General features: G+C 41.7%; 20 protein-coding genes and 1 pseudogene. 16 read left to right on the forward strand and 5 right to left on the reverse strand.

Translation table 11 applies throughout. From position 1 onward, the window contains the following. Positions 1–6 precede the first annotated feature (6 nt). The 15 genes from GTO83_RS00630 (at position 7) to GTO83_RS11045 (ending at position 13,658) form a co-directional block, all read left to right on the forward strand. Positions 7–810: an energy-coupling factor ABC transporter ATP-binding protein gene (locus tag GTO83_RS00630; protein ID WP_180871260.1), complete on the forward strand. Its 804-nt coding sequence runs from the start codon at positions 7–9 to the stop codon at positions 808–810. 73 nt (positions 811–883) lie between these two features. Then, positions 884–2,383, forward strand: a complete 1,500-nt coding sequence (locus GTO83_RS00635) for a cobyric acid synthase (RefSeq protein ID WP_180871261.1) — start codon at positions 884–886, stop codon at positions 2,381–2,383. Beyond that, positions 2,380–2,835, forward strand: a complete 456-nt coding sequence (locus tag GTO83_RS00640; protein WP_255463132.1) for a bifunctional precorrin-2 dehydrogenase/sirohydrochlorin ferrochelatase — start codon at positions 2,380–2,382, stop codon at positions 2,833–2,835. Before GTO83_RS00635 ends, GTO83_RS00640 begins: the two co-directional genes overlap by 4 nt. Positions 2,836–2,842: 7 nt before the next feature. Next, the gene (gene hemA / locus GTO83_RS00645) at positions 2,843–4,120 is read left to right on the forward strand and encodes a glutamyl-tRNA reductase (protein WP_180871262.1); all 1,278 of its coding nucleotides are present in this window, start codon (positions 2,843–2,845) and stop codon (positions 4,118–4,120) included. After that, positions 4,110–5,027, forward strand: a complete 918-nt coding sequence (hemC, locus tag GTO83_RS00650; protein ID WP_180871263.1) for a hydroxymethylbilane synthase — start codon at positions 4,110–4,112, stop codon at positions 5,025–5,027. The genes hemA and hemC overlap by 11 nt, the downstream gene beginning before the upstream one ends. Positions 5,028–5,032: 5 nt before the next feature. Next, positions 5,033–6,001, forward strand: a complete 969-nt coding sequence (gene hemB, locus GTO83_RS00655; RefSeq protein WP_180871264.1) for a porphobilinogen synthase — start codon at positions 5,033–5,035, stop codon at positions 5,999–6,001. Between the two features lie 19 nt (positions 6,002–6,020). Further along, positions 6,021–7,319 carry a glutamate-1-semialdehyde 2,1-aminomutase gene (gene hemL, locus GTO83_RS00660; RefSeq protein WP_180871265.1) on the forward strand — a complete coding sequence of 433 codons (1,299 nt, stop codon included), beginning with the start codon at positions 6,021–6,023 and terminating at the stop codon, positions 7,317–7,319. A gap of 100 nt (positions 7,320–7,419) precedes the next feature. After that, entirely contained in the window at positions 7,420–8,010 is a 591-nt protein-coding gene (locus GTO83_RS00665; protein ID WP_180871266.1) for a bifunctional adenosylcobinamide kinase/adenosylcobinamide-phosphate guanylyltransferase, read from the forward strand. 9 nt (positions 8,011–8,019) lie between these two features. Continuing rightward, on the forward strand, positions 8,020–8,787 hold the full coding sequence (locus GTO83_RS00670; RefSeq protein ID WP_180871267.1) for an adenosylcobinamide-GDP ribazoletransferase: 768 nt from the start codon (positions 8,020–8,022) through the stop codon (positions 8,785–8,787). A gap of 9 nt (positions 8,788–8,796) precedes the next feature. Further along, entirely contained in the window at positions 8,797–9,384 is a 588-nt protein-coding gene (locus tag GTO83_RS00675) for a histidine phosphatase family protein (protein ID WP_180871268.1), read from the forward strand. Positions 9,385–9,396: 12 nt separating this feature from the next. Then, the gene (locus GTO83_RS00680; protein WP_180871269.1) at positions 9,397–10,119 is read left to right on the forward strand and encodes a uroporphyrinogen-III synthase; all 723 of its coding nucleotides are present in this window, start codon (positions 9,397–9,399) and stop codon (positions 10,117–10,119) included. After that, on the forward strand, positions 10,112–11,164 hold the full coding sequence (gene cobT / locus GTO83_RS00685) for a nicotinate-nucleotide--dimethylbenzimidazole phosphoribosyltransferase (protein WP_180871270.1): 1,053 nt from the start codon (positions 10,112–10,114) through the stop codon (positions 11,162–11,164). The genes GTO83_RS00680 and cobT overlap by 8 nt, the downstream gene beginning before the upstream one ends. A 534-nt stretch (positions 11,165–11,698) precedes the next feature. Then, positions 11,699–12,643 (forward strand): pyrimidine-specific ribonucleoside hydrolase RihA, encoded by a 945-nt coding sequence (rihA, locus tag GTO83_RS00690; protein WP_180871271.1) that lies wholly within the window; start codon positions 11,699–11,701, stop codon positions 12,641–12,643. Positions 12,644–13,143: 500 nt separating this feature from the next. Then, positions 13,144–13,251, forward strand: coding sequence for a putative holin-like toxin (locus tag GTO83_RS11040; protein WP_180871272.1), 108 nt, complete (start codon positions 13,144–13,146; stop codon positions 13,249–13,251). A 299-nt stretch (positions 13,252–13,550) separates the two neighbouring features. Next, positions 13,551–13,658, forward strand: a complete 108-nt coding sequence (locus GTO83_RS11045) for a putative holin-like toxin (RefSeq protein WP_180871272.1) — start codon at positions 13,551–13,553, stop codon at positions 13,656–13,658. 471 nt (positions 13,659–14,129) lie between these two features. Here the strand turns inward: GTO83_RS11045 and GTO83_RS00705 are convergent, their stop codons facing one another. From GTO83_RS00705 to GTO83_RS00720, 4 genes are all read right to left on the reverse strand, one after another. Beyond that, on the reverse strand, positions 14,130–15,356 hold the full coding sequence (locus tag GTO83_RS00705; protein WP_180871273.1) for a glycosyltransferase family 2 protein: 1,227 nt from the start codon (positions 15,354–15,356) through the stop codon (positions 14,130–14,132). Between the two features lie 23 nt (positions 15,357–15,379). Beyond that, entirely contained in the window at positions 15,380–15,544 is a 165-nt protein-coding gene (locus GTO83_RS00710) for a hypothetical protein (RefSeq protein WP_180871274.1), read from the reverse strand. Positions 15,545–15,719: 175 nt separating this feature from the next. Further along, positions 15,720–15,950: a PD-(D/E)XK nuclease family transposase gene (locus GTO83_RS11050; protein ID WP_180871275.1), complete on the reverse strand. Its 231-nt coding sequence runs from the start codon at positions 15,948–15,950 to the stop codon at positions 15,720–15,722. A 100-nt stretch (positions 15,951–16,050) separates the two neighbouring features. Then, positions 16,051–17,430 carry an amino acid permease gene (locus tag GTO83_RS00720; protein WP_180871276.1) on the reverse strand — a complete coding sequence of 460 codons (1,380 nt, stop codon included), beginning with the start codon at positions 17,428–17,430 and terminating at the stop codon, positions 16,051–16,053. 86 nt (positions 17,431–17,516) lie between these two features. Here GTO83_RS00720 and mmuM point away from each other — a divergent pair, with 86 nt between their 5' ends. Next, positions 17,517–18,440: a homocysteine S-methyltransferase gene (gene mmuM, locus GTO83_RS00725; RefSeq protein ID WP_180871277.1), complete on the forward strand. Its 924-nt coding sequence runs from the start codon at positions 17,517–17,519 to the stop codon at positions 18,438–18,440. Here mmuM and GTO83_RS00730 read toward each other — a convergent pair. Next, positions 18,367–20,142: pseudogene (locus tag GTO83_RS00730) on the reverse strand (IS1182 family transposase). The gene mmuM and the pseudogene GTO83_RS00730 sit on opposite strands and share 74 nt — an antisense overlap. Between the last annotated feature and the right edge of the window lie 345 nt (positions 20,143–20,487).

The raw sequence follows: 20,487 nt of genomic DNA on the forward strand, positions 1-20,487 counted from the left end.
GAGACCATGCTTGAGCTGCAACATGTGAGTTACGAATATGATCAGAGCAAGCCAATTTTGAATGATCTTTCCGTTAAATTTGGTCAAGATCATCAAGTAATGGGAATTCTTGGAGCCAATGGAGCTGGGAAATCGACCTTGTTTTTAAACTTAGTTGGCGAATTAAAACCAACTAGTGGTCAAATTATAGTTGATGGACAACCAGTAGAATATTCGAAACAAGGGTTACGGAAATTACGTCGAAAAATTGGAATTGTTTTCCAGAATTCGGATCAACAACTTTTTTATTCGATTGTAAAAGAAGATGTTGCCTTTGCGCTCCATAACTTAAAACTCCCGCAAAGCGAAATTGATGAACGGGTCGAACGGGTCCTTCGTGAACTAGATATTTGGGAATTACGAGATCGACCAATTCAGTATTTAAGTGGGGGGCAAAAAAAGCGGGTTGCAATTGCTGGAATCCTAGTTTTGCAATCAGAGTGGCTTTTACTTGACGAACCAACAGCGGGGCTTGATCCAGACGGTCGGCGCCGGATGAAATTATTGATTAAAAAGTTGGTTGCGCGAGGGCAAAAGATCTTACTTTCCAGTCATGACATGGACTTTATGTATGAAATGTGCGACTACCTTTACTTATTAGGTAAGGGGAAGATTCAAGCTCAAGGAAGCCGGACTGAGGTTTTTAATGATGAGCAACTATTACTAGCTAATCGGCTAGAACAACCTTGGCTAGTAAAGCTTCACCAAAAGTTGAAAATTCCATTATATGAAAATGAAGATCAACTGTTTACGGCGCAAAAAAGAAAATAAATTGCAGGGCTAGTAGAGTGCTTCATCCAATCTAGCCTATGCCTACTACATAGACAAAAAGGAGGAATTTGAGATGGCTAAGGCGGTAATGTTTCAAGGAACCGCATCAGACTCAGGAAAGAGTTGGCTGGCGGCAGCGGTATGTCGTTATTTAGTTGACCAAGGGTTAAAGGTTGCCCCCTTTAAAGCGCAAAACATGGCTTTAAATTCATTTATTACCGATAAAGGGGATGAAATGGGGCGGGCCCAGGTTTACCAAGCAGAAGCAGCTCGAGTAAAACCAGACGTCTTAATGAATCCCGTTCTTTTAAAACCTTCAACAGATAAAGACTCGCAAGTGATTGTGCTAGGGAAAGTTCTAGCGGATATGGATTCTGTTTCTTACTACAACTACAAACAAAAGCTAGCACCCAAAGTCCTTGCAGCGTACAAAAAACTTGCTGATCAGAACGACGTGGTGATTTTAGAAGGTGCTGGTAGTCCTGCCGAGATTAATCTCAATGAGCATGACATTGTGAATATGGGGATGGCCCGGATGGCTGACGTTCCTGTGATTTTAGTGGCTGATATTGATAAAGGGGGCGTCTTCGCCTCAATTTACGGAACAATCAAGTTAATGCCACCGGAAGATCAAAAGCGCATTAAAGGAATCATCATTAATAAATTTCGGGGTGATAAAAAATTACTGGAACCAGGTAACAAGATGATCGAAGAGCTAACAGGAGTTCCAGTAATTGGGGTGCTTCCGATGACGGATATTGACATTGACGAAGAAGATAGTGTGGTTCTTTCAAGAAAAAATAAGCAGGTCGATCAGAGTAAAGCTCTCGATGTTGCAGTTGTTGACCTAAATCGGATTTCAAACTTTACGGACTTCCATAGTTTGGAAATCGAACCGGATGTCTCTGTCCGGTATGTTCATGAGCCAAGTGAATTAGGGCAGCCAGATATTGTGATTTTGCCGGGAAGTAAGAATACCAATGAAGATTTAGTAGCACTAAAGAAGAATGGTTTTGATAGTCAAATTCTAAATGCTCATCGGAAAGGTAGCCGAGTAGTTGGAATTTGTGGCGGTTATCAAATTTTAGGTCAACGACTAGCAGACCCTGATGCAATTGAATCGTCAATCAAAGAGCAGCGGGGATTAGGCCTTTTAGACACAGAAACGGTATTCAATCCCGTTAAGACAACTACCCAATCAATAGCTAAACACGGTCATTTTGATCTTAAAGGATATGAAATTCATATGGGAACAACTAAGTTAGGGCCTAATGCGCGACCGTTTGCGACTATTATTTCGACAAATGGTAAGGAAGAACAGCGTCTCGATGGTGCGATGAATACTGATGGAACCGTTTTGGGTACTTACTTACATGGTGTCTTTGATAATGAACATTGGACTCGCCATTTCTTAAATGAAGTACGAGTCGCGAAAGGACTAGCACCATTAGTTAATACTAAGGTTTCGTTAAGTGACTATAAGAATCATCAATATGATCGTTTAGCACAAATGTTTAAGGAAAACGTTGATCTTAAGAAATTTAATGCAATTTTAGCTGGTGAAGATAAATGATAAAACAACCATATCCAATAATCATTGATCTAACCCATAAGAAAATTGCGGTTGTTGGTGGGGGAAAAGTTGCTGCTAGGAAAATCAGTAAGCTATTAGCAGCAGGATCCAAACCAGTTGTAATCAGTCCTAAATTAAATCCAGCAATTGATCCCACCAAAGTTGAATGGATCAAAGGACCTTACCAACGGGATCGTGTAGCCGAAATGGACATCATTATTGCCTGTACCGATAATCCGATTGTTAATGAACAGATTAAAAAAGAAGCTAGCCATTTTCAGTTAGTTAACAATACAAGTGATAAACGTCATTCTGATTTCTATAATTTAGCGACTATCATGGTAGATGATATTTTACTTGGGATTTCAACAATGGGAAAATCACCGAGCTTAGCTAAACAAGTTAAAAATGAATTAAGTGATTGGTTAAAAAAGCGTCATTGGAGGGAGTAAGTAAGACATGTACTTAATGTGTGTTAGTCTTAACTATCATCATTTGACAATTGATCAACGAGAGCGATTTTCTTTTGATGCCAAAGAGGTAGCACTAGCTGATCAAAAATTAAATCAAGAAAAGTCAATTCTAGAAAATGTAATTTTAGCAACATGCAACCGAACTGAGGTCTATGCGGTTGTTGATCAGATTCATACGGGTCGCTACTATATTAAGCGATTCTTAGCAGGATGGTTTAAAACAACGCCAGAATACTTTAATGATTTAGTTACCATTTTTACACGGGAAGCCGCGGTTAAGCATCTAATGGAAGTTGCAACGGGACTTGACTCAAAGTTGAAGGGGGAGCCACAAATCTTGGGCCAGGTAAAAAATGCTTACTCAACAGCATTTGATGCGGGGGCAACTGGGGTACTATTCAACGAGCTGTTTAAACAAGCCATCACTTTTGCAAAACGAATGCATACTGAGTACCGGGTTAGTGAATTATCACAATCTTCTGGTCAAGCTGGGTTGCACCAAATTAAGATTAATCTGGGCACGGTAAAAGCTAAAAAACTTGGTGTAGTTGGTGTCGGAATGATGGGTTCACATACCGTCGCGAATGCAAGTACCATGGGCTTTACAAAGGTGTACGTTTTTAATCGTACCTTTGAGAAAGCTGAAAGGCTAGCCCATCAATACGATTCGGTAGTAGAAGCCTATCCGTTAGATCAGCTTTCACAAATGCTATCAGAGTTGGATGCAGTGATTTTTGCGACGCGAGTTAAAAAACCACTCTTAAAAATTGATGCAACAAATGCGTTTGGGCGACTAGAAGTTATCGACCTTGGCGTTCCACGGAACGTTAATTATGTTTCCACTGAAGGAATCAACTACTATGACATTGATGACTTAAATTCAGTGGTAAGTCGTAACGAGACAGAGCGGACTGAGATGTTGACACAAATGGCTAGTCATGTTGATGCGCAAGTAGCTAATTACTTTAAGTGGGAAAAACAACTACACATTACTCCAGTTATTCGAGGCCTTCGTGAACATGCTTTGGAAATTGAAGGGACAGCTTATGATAGTTTACTTCGAAAACTCCCAGATTTAGATCGTCATGAACGGAAAGTGATTAGCAAGCACATGAAGAGCATCGTTAACCAGATGTTACGGAGCCCAATTAAGGAAATTAAAGAACTATCAATCCAGGAAAATGCCCAAGTTGATATTGATCTTTTTTGCCAACTTTTTGGACTAAAAGATCTAAAAGTAGGGGAGAAGAAAAATGCTGAATAAAATAATTATTGGGACACGACGAAGTAAGCTTGCTTTAAAGCAAACGGACTTAGTTAAGGAAATGTTACAAACTAAGTTTCCCGATCTTGAGATTGAAATTAAGGAGATCGTAACCGAAGGCGATAAAAATCTACAAGATAGTTTAGTTAAACTAGGTGGTAAGGGCGTCTTTGTTAAGGAAATTGAAAAAGAGCTAATGGATAAGACGATTGATATTGCTGTTCATTCGCTTAAAGATGTTATGCCTGTTTTACCATCGGGTTTAACCCTAGGCGCGTTTCCAAAACGAGCGAATCCATATGATTGCATGATCACTCATGAACCGTATGAATCACTAACGGCATTGCCATTAAATTCACGGATTGGAACTAATAGTACACGACGAGCTAGTCAACTGTTAGCGAAACGGCCTGATTTTGAAATTGTACCAATTCGGGGCAATGTCGAAACGCGACTGAAAAAATTAACTTCAGAAAACTTGAACGGTGTGGTATTAGCAAAAGCTGGTTTAGAGCGACTAGGTCTAGACTTAAGTAGTTATGCCCAACTTGATTTGGATGATGTAATTGTGCCAGCTGTCGGGCAAGGAATTATGACTATCGAATGTCGAAAAGATAATCAAGCGATTTTGGCTATCCTAGCTGAAATTAATGATACTGCAACCCAGCGCTGCGCGCAGATTGAGCGCGAATTTATGCGAGAACTTGGTGGTAATTGTACCTTCCCAATTGGTGGATTTGCGCGCCAAGTTGGAGAAGAGTTAATCTTTTCGGGTTTAATTGCCTCACTAGATGGCAAGCACGTTTTACGAAAAAGTGTGCATCATGCCAATGGTTATGGAGTCGGCAAGCGAGTTGCTGATCAGCTATTGGCAGCAGATACTTATGGAATTATTGAAGGGAAGTAAGAGAAATGTTGGAATTTGATCGTCATCGTCGTTTACGTAGTAGTGCCTCAATGCGGGACTTAGTACGGGAAAACCACTTAAATATTGATGATTTGATCATGCCCGTTTTTGTGGATGCAACAATCAATAATAAAGAAGAAATTAGTTCAATGCCGGGAATTTTTCGATACAGTCTAACCTCCATTATGGATGAAATTGATGAGATTGTATCCTTAGGGATTAAGTCAATTATCATCTTTGGGATTCCTGACCACAAGGATGAAGTTGGTACAGGGGCTTGGGAAGATGATGGCATTGTGCAACAAGCCATTCGGCAAATTAAAGCTAAATACCCAGAATTAATTGTAATTGCCGATACTTGCATGTGTGAATATACCAGTACAGGTCATTGTGGGATTGTCCGGAATGGCGATGTTGATAACGATGCTTCCCTTGAATACTTGACGCGGACGGCTGTTAGTCAAGCTAAGGCGGGGGCTGATATTATTGCTCCATCAAATGCAATGGATGGGTTTGTAGCTGCTATGCGGAAGGGACTCGATGAAAACAATTTTAAGAATTTACCAATTATGGCATATTCTGTTAAATATGCATCATCCTTCTATGGGCCATTCCGGGATGCAGCAGATGGAGCCCCGAAGTTTGGTGACCGGAAGACTTATCAAATGGATCCTGCTAACCGTTTAGAGGCATTACGTGAAGCTCAAAGTGACGAAAAAGAAGGTGCCGATTTTGTGATGGTAAAACCGGCCATGGCCTTCTTAGATGTTTTACGTGAAGTTCGTAACCAAACGAACCTGCCAGTAGTTGCTTATAATGTTTCTGGTGAATACGCAATGATTAAGGCTGCTAGCGCTAATGGTTGGATTAACGAAGAAGAAATTGTTAAGGAAACATTAGTAGGAATGAAGCGTGCCGGTGCCGACCTGATCATTACCTACTTTGCTAAGGACGTTGCTAAGCGTTTACATTAGTTGAAGGGGATTTTGCAAAATGAGTAAATTAGTCAATACGGAGAAATCAAACCAAGCTTTTGCAGAAGCTAAAAAGTTTATGCCAGGTGGGGTTAACAGTCCAGTTCGGGCTTTTAAGAACGTTGGTGGCTCACCACTCTTTATTGATCACGGTAAGAATGAAATGATTACCGACGTTGACGGTAATAGTTACATTGATTATGTTCTTTCCTGGGGGCCATTAATTTTAGGTCATGCTGATGACCGAGTGGTTGCCGCCTTAAAGCAGGCAACTGAAAAGGGGACGAGTTATGGGGCCCCAACGGTATTAGAGACTAAGCTAGCCAAAATGGTACATGAAATTATGCCATCAATTGAAATGCTTCGGATGGTATCTTCTGGGACTGAAGCAACGATGAGTGCAATTCGCTTAGCTCGGGGTTATACGCAACGAGACAAGATTGTTAAATTTATCGGGAATTACCATGGTCATAGTGATTCGTTACTGGTTGATGCAGGATCTGGGATGGCTACCTTTGGGATAACCACTTCTCCAGGTGTTCCCGATGACTTTGCCTATGACACTTTAACGGTTCCTTACAATGATGTAGACGCGGTTAAGCAACTATTTGATGCCCAAGGAGACGAAATTGCAGGAGTAATTGTGGAACCTGTCGCTGGGAACATGGGGGTTATCCCAGGAACCCAAGAGTTCTTGCAAACTCTACGGGATGAAACGACTAAGCACGGATCATTGTTAATCTTCGATGAAGTTATGACTGGTTTCCGTGCTGCTTTCCATGGAGCTCAAAGCTTACGCCATATTCATCCAGATATTACGACCTTAGGTAAGGTAATTGGAGGCGGTTTACCAGTTGGGGCCTTTGGTGGTAAGCGGGAAATTATGGAAAACATTACCCCAGATGGGAAAATTTATCACGCTGGTACTTTATCTGGAAATCCATTAGCCGTAACTGGTGGAATTAGTACCTTGGAACAACTAAGTGAAGCGGACTATGTAGCAATGAAAAAGCGAGTTGTAGCTTTGACAGATGGAATTGCTAACCAAGCTAAGAAGTACGGGATTCCAATGACAGTTCACCACGTTGGTACCATGTGGAGCGCCTTCTATAGCGCTGGCCCAATTAACAACTTTGAAGATGTTAAGGCCTGTGACCAAGATTTATTTGAAAAGTGCTTCTGGCAATTACTGGCTCATGGTGTCTATGTTGCCCCATCTCAATTTGAAACATGCTTCATCTCTACTAAACATACTGACGAAGACATTGAAAAGACAATTGATGCATACGGAGCTGCTTTTGCGGCCGCTACGCGTTAGTTAATAAAATTTGGAACGGGAGCAAATTAGCCATGAAAAGTTTGATGGCTGATTTGCGCCCGTTTTTTAGTTAGAAGATAAGGCAAAAAGAGGAACAATTATGGTTCAAAAAGGATTAACGTTTATAATTGGCGGTACCAAAAGTGGAAAGTCAGCATTTGCAGAAGACCTATTTTCACGAGATGAACGGATTTGCTATGTTGCTACTGGAGTTAGTGAACATCCAGATACCGAAATGCAATTACGAATTAAGCGCCATCAAGCCCGTCGTTCAGCAAAATGGCAGACGGCTGAACAATTTAAGAACCTTGATAAATTGGTAATGAATAATCAGCTTGATGGTTATCTAATTGATGATTTAACGATGATGGTAACGAACTTGTTTTATCAACGAATATTGACACAAACTAAGTCGGAACAACTTGATGATTACTTAATGAGTATAGGCTGGGAAAAACTAGGAGAGTTAAGCGATGAAATCTTAAATGCGGTAAAAAGGTTACTTGCAGCTCAGCTGGCGACAAAGCAAAAAATGGTGATTGTTAGTGATGAGGTTGGTCTAGGGGTTGTTCCGGCGACAAAGCAGACTCGTATCCTGAGAGACTTATATGGACAAGCCAACCAGTTGGTGGCTAAAGCAGCTGAACAGGCCTACTTTGTGATAAGTGGCCTACCACAAAAATTAAAGTAGGTGAAGAATGTGTTTAAAGGGTTAATTTTGTTTGGCCAGTTTTTTACAAAATTAAATTTGCCGTTTCCAATTGATGACCCAATGGACAAGTTTCGAAAGAACATTCAATACTTGACGCTCTTCGGCTTCGTTTTTGGTTGTTTGGAAGGTTTGGGAATTTGGCTAATTGCCCAAATTTTTCCATTATGGTTTAGTTGGATTTGCTATTGGGTGCTCGATGGACTTTTAACTGGTGGTTTTCACTTAGATGCATTAGCAGATACTGCTGATGGTTTCTTCTCATCACGGACAGCTGATAAAATTTTTACCATTATGAAAGATAGTCGGTTGGGAACGATGGGAAGTTTAGCCCTTTTGTATTTCTACGCCTTGAATATTGCTTTAGGAATTGTGATCTTACCAAAATTGTCAGCCCTAAAGTTAGCGTTATTAAGTGCAACCTTAACCATGGTGACAAAAGTTGGCTTAACCATCTTGTTTTATCATATGCATTATGCAGGGAGTCCCCATGGATTATCAAAAATTTGGTTAAATGTTGCAGTCTGGCGAATTGTACTTGCCCAAATCATTGCAATTATTATTATCGGCTTAATTTTTTCAATTAGTGGCTTAATAGGCTATTGCTTAATTTTAATTGGGGCATTATGGTATCGCAGAAAAATAACGAAAGTCCTCGGTGGTTTCTCTGGTGATACTTTAGGTGCATTTGCTTGCTTAACCCAATTATTGTTTATGATCGGGATAACGGTTGCAATTCAGGCTGGAATATCATTTTAGGAGGAGAAAATGAAACTAATCCTTAGTCGTCATGGAACAACAGAATTTAACTTAGGTCGCAAATTTTATGGTAGTACTGATGTCTCATTGGCGCTAGCGGGGCGACAACAAGCAGAACTTCTGGCAAGTAAAGTGGCAATATTTAAGCCAACATTGATTATTGAAACTACCCTAAAACGAACAGCTCAAACAACCGCCCCGTACATTAAAAAGTATCCAGATGTGGCAGTCTTAAAGTTAGCTGAATTAAATGAAAAAGGGTTTGGTAATTGGGAAGGCTTAGATGCAGATGAGATTCAGACAACATATCCCGAAGAATGGTTGAAGTGGTTAAAAGCACCACTATCCTACACGCCACCAACGGTTGAGAGCTTTAGTGCATTTAAAACACGAGTTAAGTCAGGATTTACCAAGATTTTAGCGGAATTTCCGGAACACAATGTGATTTGGGTGGTTGCTCACTTGGGTACATTACGAATAATTGCGCAAGAATTAGGCGAACAAAAAGACTTTTATGACATCCAGTTTCCAGCTGGTACACTCACGGTTTTAGATATAGATACTCAGGGTTGTTTAACAAATAAAGAAATCATTTAAGGAGGTGAAAGCATGACTATTCTAATAACTTATCCCAAAAAGAAGATTGAACCTTTTTACCGTTTGCAGTTAGCCAATAAAACCGACGTCTGTTACTTTCCATTACGGCATTTAGTTCCAAAAGAATTATCAAGGGAGGAACGGGAAAAGATCGCACAAGCTAAAAACCTAATGTTAACTAGTCCATTTGCGGCTGAATATTATAGTAAAAAAATAGCTCGTTTAAATCGACAAGCAACTTTGTATGTAGTTAGTAGCAAAATGGCAAATGAGTTAAAAGCAAGGGGAGTAGCTAATCGAATTGAGGTTGGTACCGAAGAAAATCGCCAGGCCCTAATTCACAAAGTTGAGGCTGAGAACCTTACGAAGGTAGTTTGGTTGTTAGGGGATGTCGCTTTAAGCCATTATCAAACAGTAATTGGTGATAAAGTTGTTGTTTATCAAAATATGTGGACGGAAGCAGATCAAGGAGAACTATTATTAACGATGCTTCAACATAAATTCCAACAATTTTTGGTAACAAGTACTTCGGCAGCACAACGACTATTAAAATCTTTAAATAAACTAGATAGTAATAACGAAGAACAACAAGCGATATTTTACGTTCTTGGTGAGAGTACTGGAAAGTATTTAGAAAGCCATCACTTACGGGTTGTTTACCCAAGTGAAAAACAAAATGTTTTAGATAACATTATACAAAAGATAATTAATCATGGTGGTGAAGGAAATGAGTAAATACCAAGTAATCATCCCAGCGATTTCCCAAGCTGATGCAGAAGCAATGCAAGCAAAGCTAGACCATCTAGCGAAGCCAATTAAGAGTTTAGGTCAACTAGAACAGGTTGCGTGCCAATTAGCTGGAATCTATCATTCAACAGACTTAAAAACGGCTGAACGGACTTGTTTGGTTTTTGCGGCTGATAATGGCGTGGTTGAAGAAGGAGTTTCGGCCACCCCTAAAAAGGTTACTGCAATTCAAGCAGTTAACATGATGAATGGACATACAACTGTAGCAGCGTTAGGCGCTGCTTATGATTGTAAAGTCAAGGTAATCGACGTGGGGATTGATACGACAAAACCGCTACCTAAAGTTATTAATCGTCGAATTCGTCGTGGGACGCGGAATCTTCTGCACGAACCTGCAATGACAACAGAAGAAGCTATTAAATGCTTGGAGATTGGTCGGTCAGCAGCCCACCAAGCAATTAATGACGGAGCTAATGTAATTATTACTGGTGAATTGGGGATGGGGAATACGACAGCGGCTTCAGTGATGATGGCCGCAATTCTTCACCGTCCAGCTGCCGATTTAGTTGGACGAGGTTCAAAAATTTCAGACCAGCGGTTAGTTCATAAAATAGATGTGGTTAGCCAAGCGCTCCAACGTGCTAATTTGGATAATAAAACAACAGTCGATCCAATTGAAATTTTACGGCAAGTAGGAGCGTACGAGTTAGGAGCAATGGCAGGAACAATGCTGGGGACTGCTGAAGCCGGGAAACCATTTATTTTAGACGGTTTTCTTTCATATGCAGCACTATTATTGGCTCGTCAAATTAACGCTGATGTGATGAACTATGTAATCCCCTCGCATCGATCGCATGAACAGGCTTCGATAATTGCTTTAAATGCACTTGGTTTAACGCCACTAATTGATTTACAAATGTGTGTTGGTGAAGGAAGTGGAGCGATGATGGTCTTACCGTGGCTTGATGGACTATCATCGATCTTAAAGAATATGAATACTCTTGAAGAAATGAATTTCAATTTCATTCCTTAAGTTTCAAAGCTAAAAAAGCCCGAAGTGATGGCAAAACACTATTACTTCGGGTTTTAGATATTTAAATAAGTTGCTATTTTGAATGGGTTACTTGTTACAATCTGTGGAGAATACGCTGATTACACAAGTTTAAGAATTCTAAGAGTTATTGTATACATTTTACATCTCTTAATCTTCCCAATAAGCCCTTCTTTTCGCTAAGCATCCTGCTACGGCACCGATTAGGACGACGATGTTCACGAAGATTAAACTAGCTTGCCAAGCTTCAGTGATTTGTTTGAATGGGGCCAGTGGCGGTGATTAAGAAACTGAAGCACGTCGCACCATATAAACTAGTCCGCCAATTTGTTTCGGCAGGTATTCAGTTATGATCGCTGGAATCAAGGCCTTGATAACCGTGATTGCCAGTCCAATTAAAATAGTCTCGCCTAACAAAAAAATTACCTGGATATTTACCCGATTAACATGATAATCAAGGTGATTAAAAAGGATGTTATAATATCTACAAAAGCGCTTACAAAGGAGCTGGAAATAATGACAAAGAAAATCATTCTTGACTGTGATCCAGGGCATGATGATGCCTTAGCATTGACCTTGGCGGTAGCGTCACCCAAGATCGAATTATTGGCCGTAACGACGTCCGCGGGGAACCAGACCCCAGACAAAACTTTGAATAACGCGATGCGGATGCTAACCATGCTTCACCGACAAGATATTCCAGTCGCTCAAGGGAACCAAACACCGCTGGTTAAGCCCCTCGAAACAGCACCGGAAGTTCATGGAGCAACCGGGCTTGACGGGGCTGATTTACCCGATCCGGATTTCGCTGTCCAAGCTGATCCAGCAATCGATTTGATTGCGAAGACCTTGGAAGCAAGTGATGAAAAGGTAACTTTAGTAGTAACAGGGCCAATGACGAATGCGGCCCTATTCTTGCGTGTTTATCCGGACTTGGCGCGGCAAAAGCTTGATCAAATCGTCTTTATGGGTGGTGCGATGGGGCTTGGTAATTGGCGACCATCAGTTGAATTTAATATTTTCGTTGACCCAGAAGCAGCTAAGATTGTGCTGAACTTCGGTTTGCCACTGGTGATGGCACCTTTAAATGTGACTCATCAAGCCCAAATTATGAAGGATGAAATCAAGGCGGTTGGTGAAATTAAGAACCCGGTTGGTCAAGCTTTCTACGGGCTCTTAAACTTCTTTGAACAATACCATGAAGATCCGAAATGGGGCTTTACCGGGGCACCGCTTCACGACCCGTGCACGATTGCCTGGTTGATTGATTCAACCATGTTTAAGTCTGAGAAGATGAATGTCGACGTTGAAACCCAAGGTGAACTGACCCGGGGAGAAACGGTCTGTGATTACTACAACTTAACTGGAAAGCCGAAGAATACGGAGGTCCTCTTAGGAATAGATCGCAAACGGTTTATTAAGCTGATTATGGATTCTATTCGGAGTTTTGGGAAAGAATAGGTAAAAATAAAGTGTAGATGAAACGGGAAAGAGGTTGGGGAAAAAGCTCCTTGACGGCCTGGTTGGGATAAGAAGGACGAAGGTTGATTCATTAGAATCGGCCTTTCGTTCGCACTTATCCACTAAGGCCGTGATTTGGAGCGAACCAGCCAACTTGTTTGGCGTTTGTGAGCCCATGCAAGGCTGAATCGGTTGGTGCGACCGTTAGGGAAGCAACTACCATTCAGCTACTGCTTTGACCTTAGTTACTGAGTAACATTCGGAGATGACAAAAGGGTGGGAAGAAACTTGGGTTTCTTCCCACCCTCTTTCTAACCTTGTCGTTAAGGCGGGTAACGTTTTTTTGTCGTTGCTTTCGTATTACAAAATTGATAAGGAATATGCTTATTTATCAATGGTTTGATTGATCTTGGTGTTAAAATTTGCTATAGTCTTTTTGAGAGAAGTTTTGTGGGTGGTGGCTGATTCTTTAGTGGAGGTGGTTCCGATGAACTACATTTATGAAAGGAATTCAGTCCGTGAGTACTTATCAAGCACTCATGCTAATGTTAGCATTTGGCACGTTTTTAGTAGCCTTGCTAACGTTTATTTTTACCTTTTTAGGTTAAATAAAATAGCCGTCCCATACACTTTGGCGAGTCGCGGGACGACTATTTTATAGTTGTTCTATCACAAAGCCACCGCCTTTAAAGCGGCTCTCATTACATACATGATACCACTTAATTATGAGTAAATGAAAGCTATCTGGGTGAATTAATGTCTTTCACCTAGTAAAATGAGAGCGCATGAACGGTATTTTAAATGGTAATTGTTCAAAATTGTACGATCCAGTATAATTTTTACTCAAGAGAAGTTTTATGGGTGGTGGCTGATTCTTTAGTGGAGGTGGTTCCGATGAACTACATTTATGAAAGGAATTCAGTCCGTGAGTACTTATCAAGCACTCATGCTAATGTTGGCGTTTGGCACGTTTTTAGTAGCCTTGCTGACGTTTATTTTTACCTTTTTAGGTTAAATAAAATAGCCGTCCCATACACTTTGGCGAGTTGCGGGACGACTATTTTATAGTCATTTCAATACTAAGCCACCGCCTTTAAAGCGGCTCTCATTACATATATGATACCACTTAATTATGAGTAAATGGAAGCTATTTGGGTGAATTATATGCATGGGAAGGCCAGCCGCTGTTGATAAGTGACGGGTCTTTTTTCATCGTTTTGGAGTTAAAAATAGCCGTCCCATACACTTTGGCGAGTCGCGGGACGACTATTTTATAGTCTAACGTAGTTAAGCCACCGCCTTTAAAGCGGCTCTTATTACATATTTATAATACCACCTAATTATAAGGAAATGAAAGCTATTTAGATGAATTATATCTTACATCCGACAACCGCATCCCCGTATAGATAGCCGGAAATGAAAGCTATTTAGATGAATTATATCTTACATGGGAAGGCCAGCCGCTGTTGACAAGTGGCGGGTCTTTTTATCGATCAACGGGTAGCCATTTAGCAGTTTTATCGGCGTTGGTGATAATGCGCTTCATATGGATCAGACAACGGACGAGGGAAAGCCAATCGATGATGTTAATTACGTAGAGAACAAGGTAGGCAAATGGCGCGGTCAACATTAACTTAATGCGCTCTTTCAACTTAAGGTCTTCAGTGATGAAGGTAGCGATCGCAAAGATATAGTAGAGGCCTAAAATTGAGATGACGGTTGCGAAGTCAGCGTAGTGAAGGACAATCCCCATGATCCAAAGCATTAACAAAGGATCAATCAACATGATTAGTTCCTCGAAGAACACTTTAGGTAATTTCCAGAAAGTGAGACTTTTGGTGTATTTGCGGTTCCAATTAAAGATAACTTGGCGATGCTTAAAGAGGGCTTTAAAACGACCATGCTTCCAACGGTAACGTTGCTTGAGGAGTTGGCGAAAATTTTTAACCGGTGGTGTATAAGCGATCACGTCATCGGCATAACCAAATTGCTTTTTTCGGTTACCAAAGTGAGTGATCATTTTCATGGTGAAGTCAATGTCTTCAGTGATCGAATCGGTATCGTAAATGCCGACTTCTAGCATGGCTTTTCGGCGGAAGGTGGAACCAATTCCACCAATAATATATTCGATCCCAAGAATTTCTTCGGCCCCTTTCAGCCGGTAACCGAGAAGATATTCAACCTTTTGTACCCACTCGAGAAAATTGTGGGGTTGGGTAATCCGAACGTTGGCACTCATCCCTATGACGTTAGGGTCATCAAAACGCCGGGCCATTTTTGTTAGGGCATCCTTATTTAGGTAGGAATCGGCATCGAGAACCATTACAAGATCCCCAGTGGCCCAGTTACGGACGGCGGTATTAATGGCGGTTGATTTTCCTTGATTCGCTTGGTGAACGACTTGGAGTTTAGGATATTTTTGGGCTAAGCGATCGAGAATCGCCCCCGTTTTGTCAGTTGAACCATCATCAACGGCAATCACCTCAAAATTTGAGTAATTTTGCCGGAGGACGGAGACAATGGTTCGGACAATTAACTTTTCCTCATTAAAGGCAGGAATTACCACTGAAAAACGGTGATTGTTTAATGGTGCTTGGCGATCAAGGCTGTTTAGCTGATGGCAGTTCGCAACGATTAAACCGACTAAGATTCGACTAACTGCTAAGATACTAAGAGCTAAAATTACTAAAGCGATGATGACGCTAAGTTTCATTGGCAGGTCCTCCTTTTACTAGCTTAGGTGGATCGCTTCTTTATTTGAACCATGATCAAGGTGACAATGAGAATTAAGAGTAAAATTCCCACGCCGGCGGCAAACATTGTGCTCACTGAGTTACCAACTTGCGGGAGAATAGCAGCGAGGGGAGTTGCTAAAAGACCCTTTGATACGTATGAGTACATATTATTTACCTCCTTGATAAATTGAATTATTTTAAAATTGTGATCACATGATAACGGTATTTTTTGAACGGCATAAGAAGGATTTTATAAGAGAAAGTAAATTGTTGAGCAAGGTTAAAAGAAGATGAACGTTTGGATAACCTTAAACGTTCATCTTTAAAATTTCCGTGTCCATTTACTCCTGATAGAAACAGGCACGATGGATCGTGTTATTGTGATCTTGAACTTGCATTTCGACAGTGAAAATTCGATTTTGATCGTCCCAGAGATACACATCAAATCGAGCCCCACGGATCGACACCGGTCCTTTGATGTGATGTTGACGGGTAATCGACTTAATATGCTCAAGCTCAATTTTCAGTAAGGAGCGGCGGATTAGTTTCAAGCAGATGTCCAGGTTCGCCATGACTGCGCTGAAGGATTTGGGCAAATTTCCCCAAAATATAAAAATGACACTGCACAGATCCACTAGATCTGTCCGGTGTCATTTTGCGAATTTGAGCCAATTAATTTTTAGCTTTGGAATAATGGTCATACCATTGATAACCGAAGTAACAAATTAAGACAAAAGGAATAGTGTAGTAGAGAGCGACCCGTTGGGCTGGATCAAACCAGATTAACAAACATGAGAGGGTACTGGTAATAAAAGCAAACCACGGGACGACTGGGTACCACGGGGTCTTAAACTTTAATTCGCTGACCTGGTGACCTTCCGCTAGCCATTGTTTGCGGAAATTTAATTGGGCGAGGGCGATTGCCATCCAAACAAAAACCACGGCCAAACCAGAAACGGAAACCAGGACTAAGTAGACGGTATCGGCGGCGATCACACTCGAAAGTAAGGCAAGAATTCCTCCCAGCATACTGAGTAACAAAGCAAGAACCGGGATTCCCCGTTGGTTAGTTTTTGCGAGCTTGGCTGGTAAAGTACCTTCGTTAGCTAAGGACCATAGCATCCGGGTTGAAGCGTAAAGGCCAGAATTGGCGGCCGAAACAATTGCCGTTAAGACAACAAAGTTCATCAAGTCACCAGCATAGGGGACGCCTAGGCGGTTAAAAACATAAACGAAGGGGCTTTGGGTCACCCCTGCCTTTTGATAAGGAATTAGGCAAGCCATGACAATCATTGAGCCAACAAAGAAGATGATCAAGCGCCAGAGGGTGGTGTGGATGGCTTGGGGAATCGTTTTTTCCGGCTCCTTAACTTCGCCAGCGGTGATGGCAATGAGTTCAGTTCCAGAAAAGGCAAAATTAACCGTTAGCATCGTGGTAAAAACGCCACCAAAGCCGTTTGGAAAGAGTCCATGTTGATAAAAGTTGGTAAATCCCGGAGCGTGGTGAAGACCATGTACCGGGATGATACCAACGATCGCGAGCGCTCCTAAGATGATAAAGGCAATAATCGCAATAACCTTAACTGCCGCAAACCAAAATTCGCTTTCGGCAAAGATTTTAACTGAGTAAAGGTTAGATAAGGTAATGATAATTATGAGGGCTAAGCTCCAAATCCAGACCGGGACCTGGGAGAACCAGTGTTGCATGATCAGACCAGCGGCCGTAAATTCAGACCCTAAGGCGATGGTCCAGGTCAACCAATATAAAACAGCGACCGTAAACCCAGCTGGGGCATTGATATACTTAGTCGCAAACAGGTGGAAGGCACCAGTGTAAGGCATCGCCACAGAAAGTTCTCCCAAACAAAGCATGACGGCATAAACGATCAACGCCCCAACCGCATAGGCAATGACCGTCCCCAAAGGACCAGCTTCGTGAATTGTATATCCTGAACTAAGGAAGAGTCCGGTCCCGATAACTCCCCCCAGCGAAATCATTTGAACGTGCCGAGCGGCCATCTTACGGGCTAAATGTTTTTGTTTTTCTGCCATAAATCCTACCCCAGATTGCAAATTAATAAAAATTAAGATATGATGAGATCGATTAATTATCTTATCATAATAAAGGGATGGTGTAAATGACGATTCAAGCGCTTTTTAAACAACCCTTAGTGGTTCTCGATGGAGCGATGTCAACCCCGCTAGAGGCAATGGGGGTCGATACGAATAACCCCCTTTGGACAGCGGCAGCCCTCCGGGACCAACCAGGCAAGGTTCAAATGGTCCACCGGAATTACCTCAAGGCCGGAGCTCAATTAAACATTACCAATACTTACCAAGCTAACGTGCCCGCCTTTGTGGAAACGGGTATGACTGAAGGTGAAGCCAAGGACTTAATTCAGCGAGCCGTCCGCTTAGCCCAAGCCGCTCGCGATGATTTCCAAGCGGCAACGGGAAAAGAAACTTACGTTGCCGGATCAGTTGGCCCATATGGGGCATACTTAGCCGATGGGAGTGAATATCGGGGTGACTATGATCTAACCGCGGCTGAATATCAAGCCTTTCACCGGCCTCGGATTAAAGAATTAGTGACAGCCGGTGTCGACTGCTTAGCGATCGAAACCCAGCCTAAATTAGCCGAAGTCACAGCGATCTTAAGGATGCTAAAAACCGAATTTCCCCAGACCTTTGCTTACGTTAGCTTTTCCCTTCACGATCCCCAAACAATTAGTGAGGGGACGGCGCTGGCAGACGCAGTGAAAGCCGTAAGCGATTTTGATCAGGTTTTAGCGGTGGGAGTAAACTGTATTCCCCTTGAATGGGTTACTCCAGCGATCAGGACGGTGAAGACCGCCGCAACTAAGCCGATAATTGTTTACCCAAATTCAGGAGCAAAATACGATCCCCAAACCAAAACCTGGGCCAACCCCGACAACGGCCCCGGTTTTGCAGAGCTGGTAGCTGACTGGATTGCAACGGGAGCCAATATTATTGGTGGTTGTTGTACAACGATGCCAAAGGACATTCAAGCCGTTGCGGATGCAGTGAAGGAAAAACGATAGAAACGAAAAGCGAGAGAGGGTGGGAATTAACTATTAATTTTTGCCCCTCTAACATTAAAATCCGGACTATAATTTTTGCCTTGATCAAAAATTGTAGTCCGGATTTTCGATTGTTTATGAAATTGGCCCTCCATCGGTTAATTAATTGTCCCAATTTCGTTATGTTTAATGTCATCAGGGCTAGGCCAATGTCATTTTCCACAGCCCGTTGACCACGCAAATGAGTTCGGCGTATGCCAAAATCCCTCTTCATGTGACCAAAGACTGGCTCAACGTCGAACTTCCGTCGACGATAAATCGCCTTACCTTCGTCACTTGAGAGGGTCGCTTTCACTTTTGCTTTGTAATAATTCCAGGTCGGGTTAACCTTCATATAACGTTGCCGACCACCTGGTGTTTTCGCTAATTTATCCAATTGCGCTGACGGCTGGTGCTTATCTGCCCGATAGATTTTAAAATCACGTTTGAAACCATATTTATCGATTTGCTCACTATACCGATAAAAGCTAAAACGAACCCCTAAATGATCAATATAGTAATCATCTTCGGCGTTATACTGCCAATTTTGTGAGTTAGTTGGGTCGTTTTTAAACTTGCGCTTCTGTTCCTTTTGATAAGTTGTATAGGGAATAATAGGTTGCTTTTCAAACTGATCAAGAATCGTTGTGTAATTGTATTCACTACCATAACCTGCATCAGCGACGATATGTTTAAAGAAGCCTAAGGCATGAAATTGCTTAAGAAATGGTACTAAAGTCCTTGTATCAGTTGGGTTTGAAAATAATCCGTAATCAAGAACAAATTGCTTATGAGTGGCAATTTGTAAGTTATAGCCAGGTTTCAATTCCCGATTCATCATCGGATCTTCTTTCATACACATAAAAGTCGCATCATGATCAGTCTTGGAGTAGCTATTGCGACCTTGGAAGATATCTTCGGCATGTTCATACTTTTGGGCACGAGGAATTAAGTCGTTGCTTAGCTGGTGACGAAGTTTTTTTAGGAAACGACGACGCCGTTTCCTAACTGAACCACCTTTGATGATTTTGGGTTCTTGCTCAATCTCTTCATCTAATTTAGTGATTTGCTCTCCGAGTTCTTGTTCCATTGTTTTCATGCCTTCGGCAGAAGTGACCAGCTCTGGCGCCATTTCTTGCACCACTCGTTTTTCCACTAATTCCTCATAAATCTTACTTGTCTTTTCCCTTAACTTAGCGTGGTACTTTTCCACTGCACGACGCCAAGTAAATGAATATTTATTGGCATCAGCTTCGACCTTGGTTCCATCAATAAAAACTGCATCATTTTGAATTAGGCCGTGATCTGTTAAAGCCATGGTAAAGTAGACAAAAGCACGCTTGATCAGATTACTAGCGTGCTGACTGCTCCGAAAGTTATTGATGGTGTGGTAACTATAAGTATAGTCATGGGCTAACCAACGCATTGGTAGACTCTCATCCAACATCATTTCAATCTTTCTTCCAGAATAAGTTTGACGCGAGTAGGCAAACAAGAGGATCTTAAGCATAATTGCTGGATGCGATGCAGGGCGGCCAGTAGCCGCCACCGACTCTTCCAATAGAACCTCCTGTGGAATTAAGTCGACAAATGCACTAATTAGTCGCGCAACATGATTCTGTGGTAAATCATAGTTATAGTTTAGTACGAATTCGGTTTACCCTATGGTATAATTTTGATACATGGAAATCGCTCCTTTTTGTTTGTTTTTGTGGTAATTACATCATATCAGGAACGATTTCCTGTGTACATAAAAACCGGATGATGAATTGTTCAAGAAATTCATCATCCGGTTTTTACTTTGGACTAGGAGTTTTTTCCCAGCCTCTCTCTTGCATCTCGGAATGTTACTCAGTAACTACGGTCAAAGCAGTAGCTGAATGGCAGTTGCTTCCCTAACGGTCGCACCAACCGATTCAGCCTTGCGTGGGCTCACAAACGCCAAACCAGTTGGTTGGTTCGCTCCAAATCACGGCCTTAGCGGATAAGTGCGAACGAAAGGCAGATGCTAAAGTAACCTTCGTTCTAC

This window comes from Lactobacillus sp. 3B(2020), assembly GCF_013487845.1.
Classification (GTDB): domain Bacteria; phylum Bacillota; class Bacilli; order Lactobacillales; family Lactobacillaceae; genus Limosilactobacillus; species Limosilactobacillus alvi.

Excerpts from the sequence above, each read along its gene's own strand:
- GTO83_RS00630 (WP_180871260.1), top strand. The coding sequence starts at position 7 with ATGCTTGAGCTGCAACATGTGAGTTACGAATATGATCAGAGCAAGCCA.
- GTO83_RS00635 (WP_180871261.1), top strand. The coding sequence starts at position 884 with ATGGCTAAGGCGGTAATGTTTCAAGGAACCGCATCAGACTCAGGAAAG.
- GTO83_RS00640 (WP_255463132.1), top strand. The coding sequence starts at position 2,380 with ATGATAAAACAACCATATCCAATAATCATTGATCTAACCCATAAGAAA.
- hemA (WP_180871262.1), top strand. The coding sequence starts at position 2,843 with ATGTACTTAATGTGTGTTAGTCTTAACTATCATCATTTGACAATTGAT.
- hemC (WP_180871263.1), top strand. The coding sequence starts at position 4,110 with ATGCTGAATAAAATAATTATTGGGACACGACGAAGTAAGCTTGCTTTA.
- hemB (WP_180871264.1), top strand. The coding sequence starts at position 5,033 with ATGTTGGAATTTGATCGTCATCGTCGTTTACGTAGTAGTGCCTCAATG.
- hemL (WP_180871265.1), top strand. The coding sequence starts at position 6,021 with ATGAGTAAATTAGTCAATACGGAGAAATCAAACCAAGCTTTTGCAGAA.
- GTO83_RS00665 (WP_180871266.1), top strand. The coding sequence starts at position 7,420 with ATGGTTCAAAAAGGATTAACGTTTATAATTGGCGGTACCAAAAGTGGA.
- GTO83_RS00675 (WP_180871268.1), top strand. The coding sequence starts at position 8,797 with ATGAAACTAATCCTTAGTCGTCATGGAACAACAGAATTTAACTTAGGT.
- GTO83_RS00680 (WP_180871269.1), top strand. The coding sequence starts at position 9,397 with ATGACTATTCTAATAACTTATCCCAAAAAGAAGATTGAACCTTTTTAC.
- cobT (WP_180871270.1), top strand. The coding sequence starts at position 10,112 with ATGAGTAAATACCAAGTAATCATCCCAGCGATTTCCCAAGCTGATGCA.
- rihA (WP_180871271.1), top strand. The coding sequence starts at position 11,699 with ATGACAAAGAAAATCATTCTTGACTGTGATCCAGGGCATGATGATGCC.
- GTO83_RS11040 (WP_180871272.1), top strand. The coding sequence starts at position 13,144 with ATGAAAGGAATTCAGTCCGTGAGTACTTATCAAGCACTCATGCTAATG.
- GTO83_RS11045 (WP_180871272.1), top strand. The coding sequence starts at position 13,551 with ATGAAAGGAATTCAGTCCGTGAGTACTTATCAAGCACTCATGCTAATG.
- GTO83_RS00705 (WP_180871273.1), bottom strand. The coding sequence starts at position 15,356 with ATGAAACTTAGCGTCATCATCGCTTTAGTAATTTTAGCTCTTAGTATC.
- GTO83_RS00710 (WP_180871274.1), bottom strand. The coding sequence starts at position 15,544 with ATGTACTCATACGTATCAAAGGGTCTTTTAGCAACTCCCCTCGCTGCT.
- GTO83_RS11050 (WP_180871275.1), bottom strand. The coding sequence starts at position 15,950 with ATGGCGAACCTGGACATCTGCTTGAAACTAATCCGCCGCTCCTTACTG.
- GTO83_RS00720 (WP_180871276.1), bottom strand. The coding sequence starts at position 17,430 with ATGGCAGAAAAACAAAAACATTTAGCCCGTAAGATGGCCGCTCGGCAC.
- mmuM (WP_180871277.1), top strand. The coding sequence starts at position 17,517 with ATGACGATTCAAGCGCTTTTTAAACAACCCTTAGTGGTTCTCGATGGA.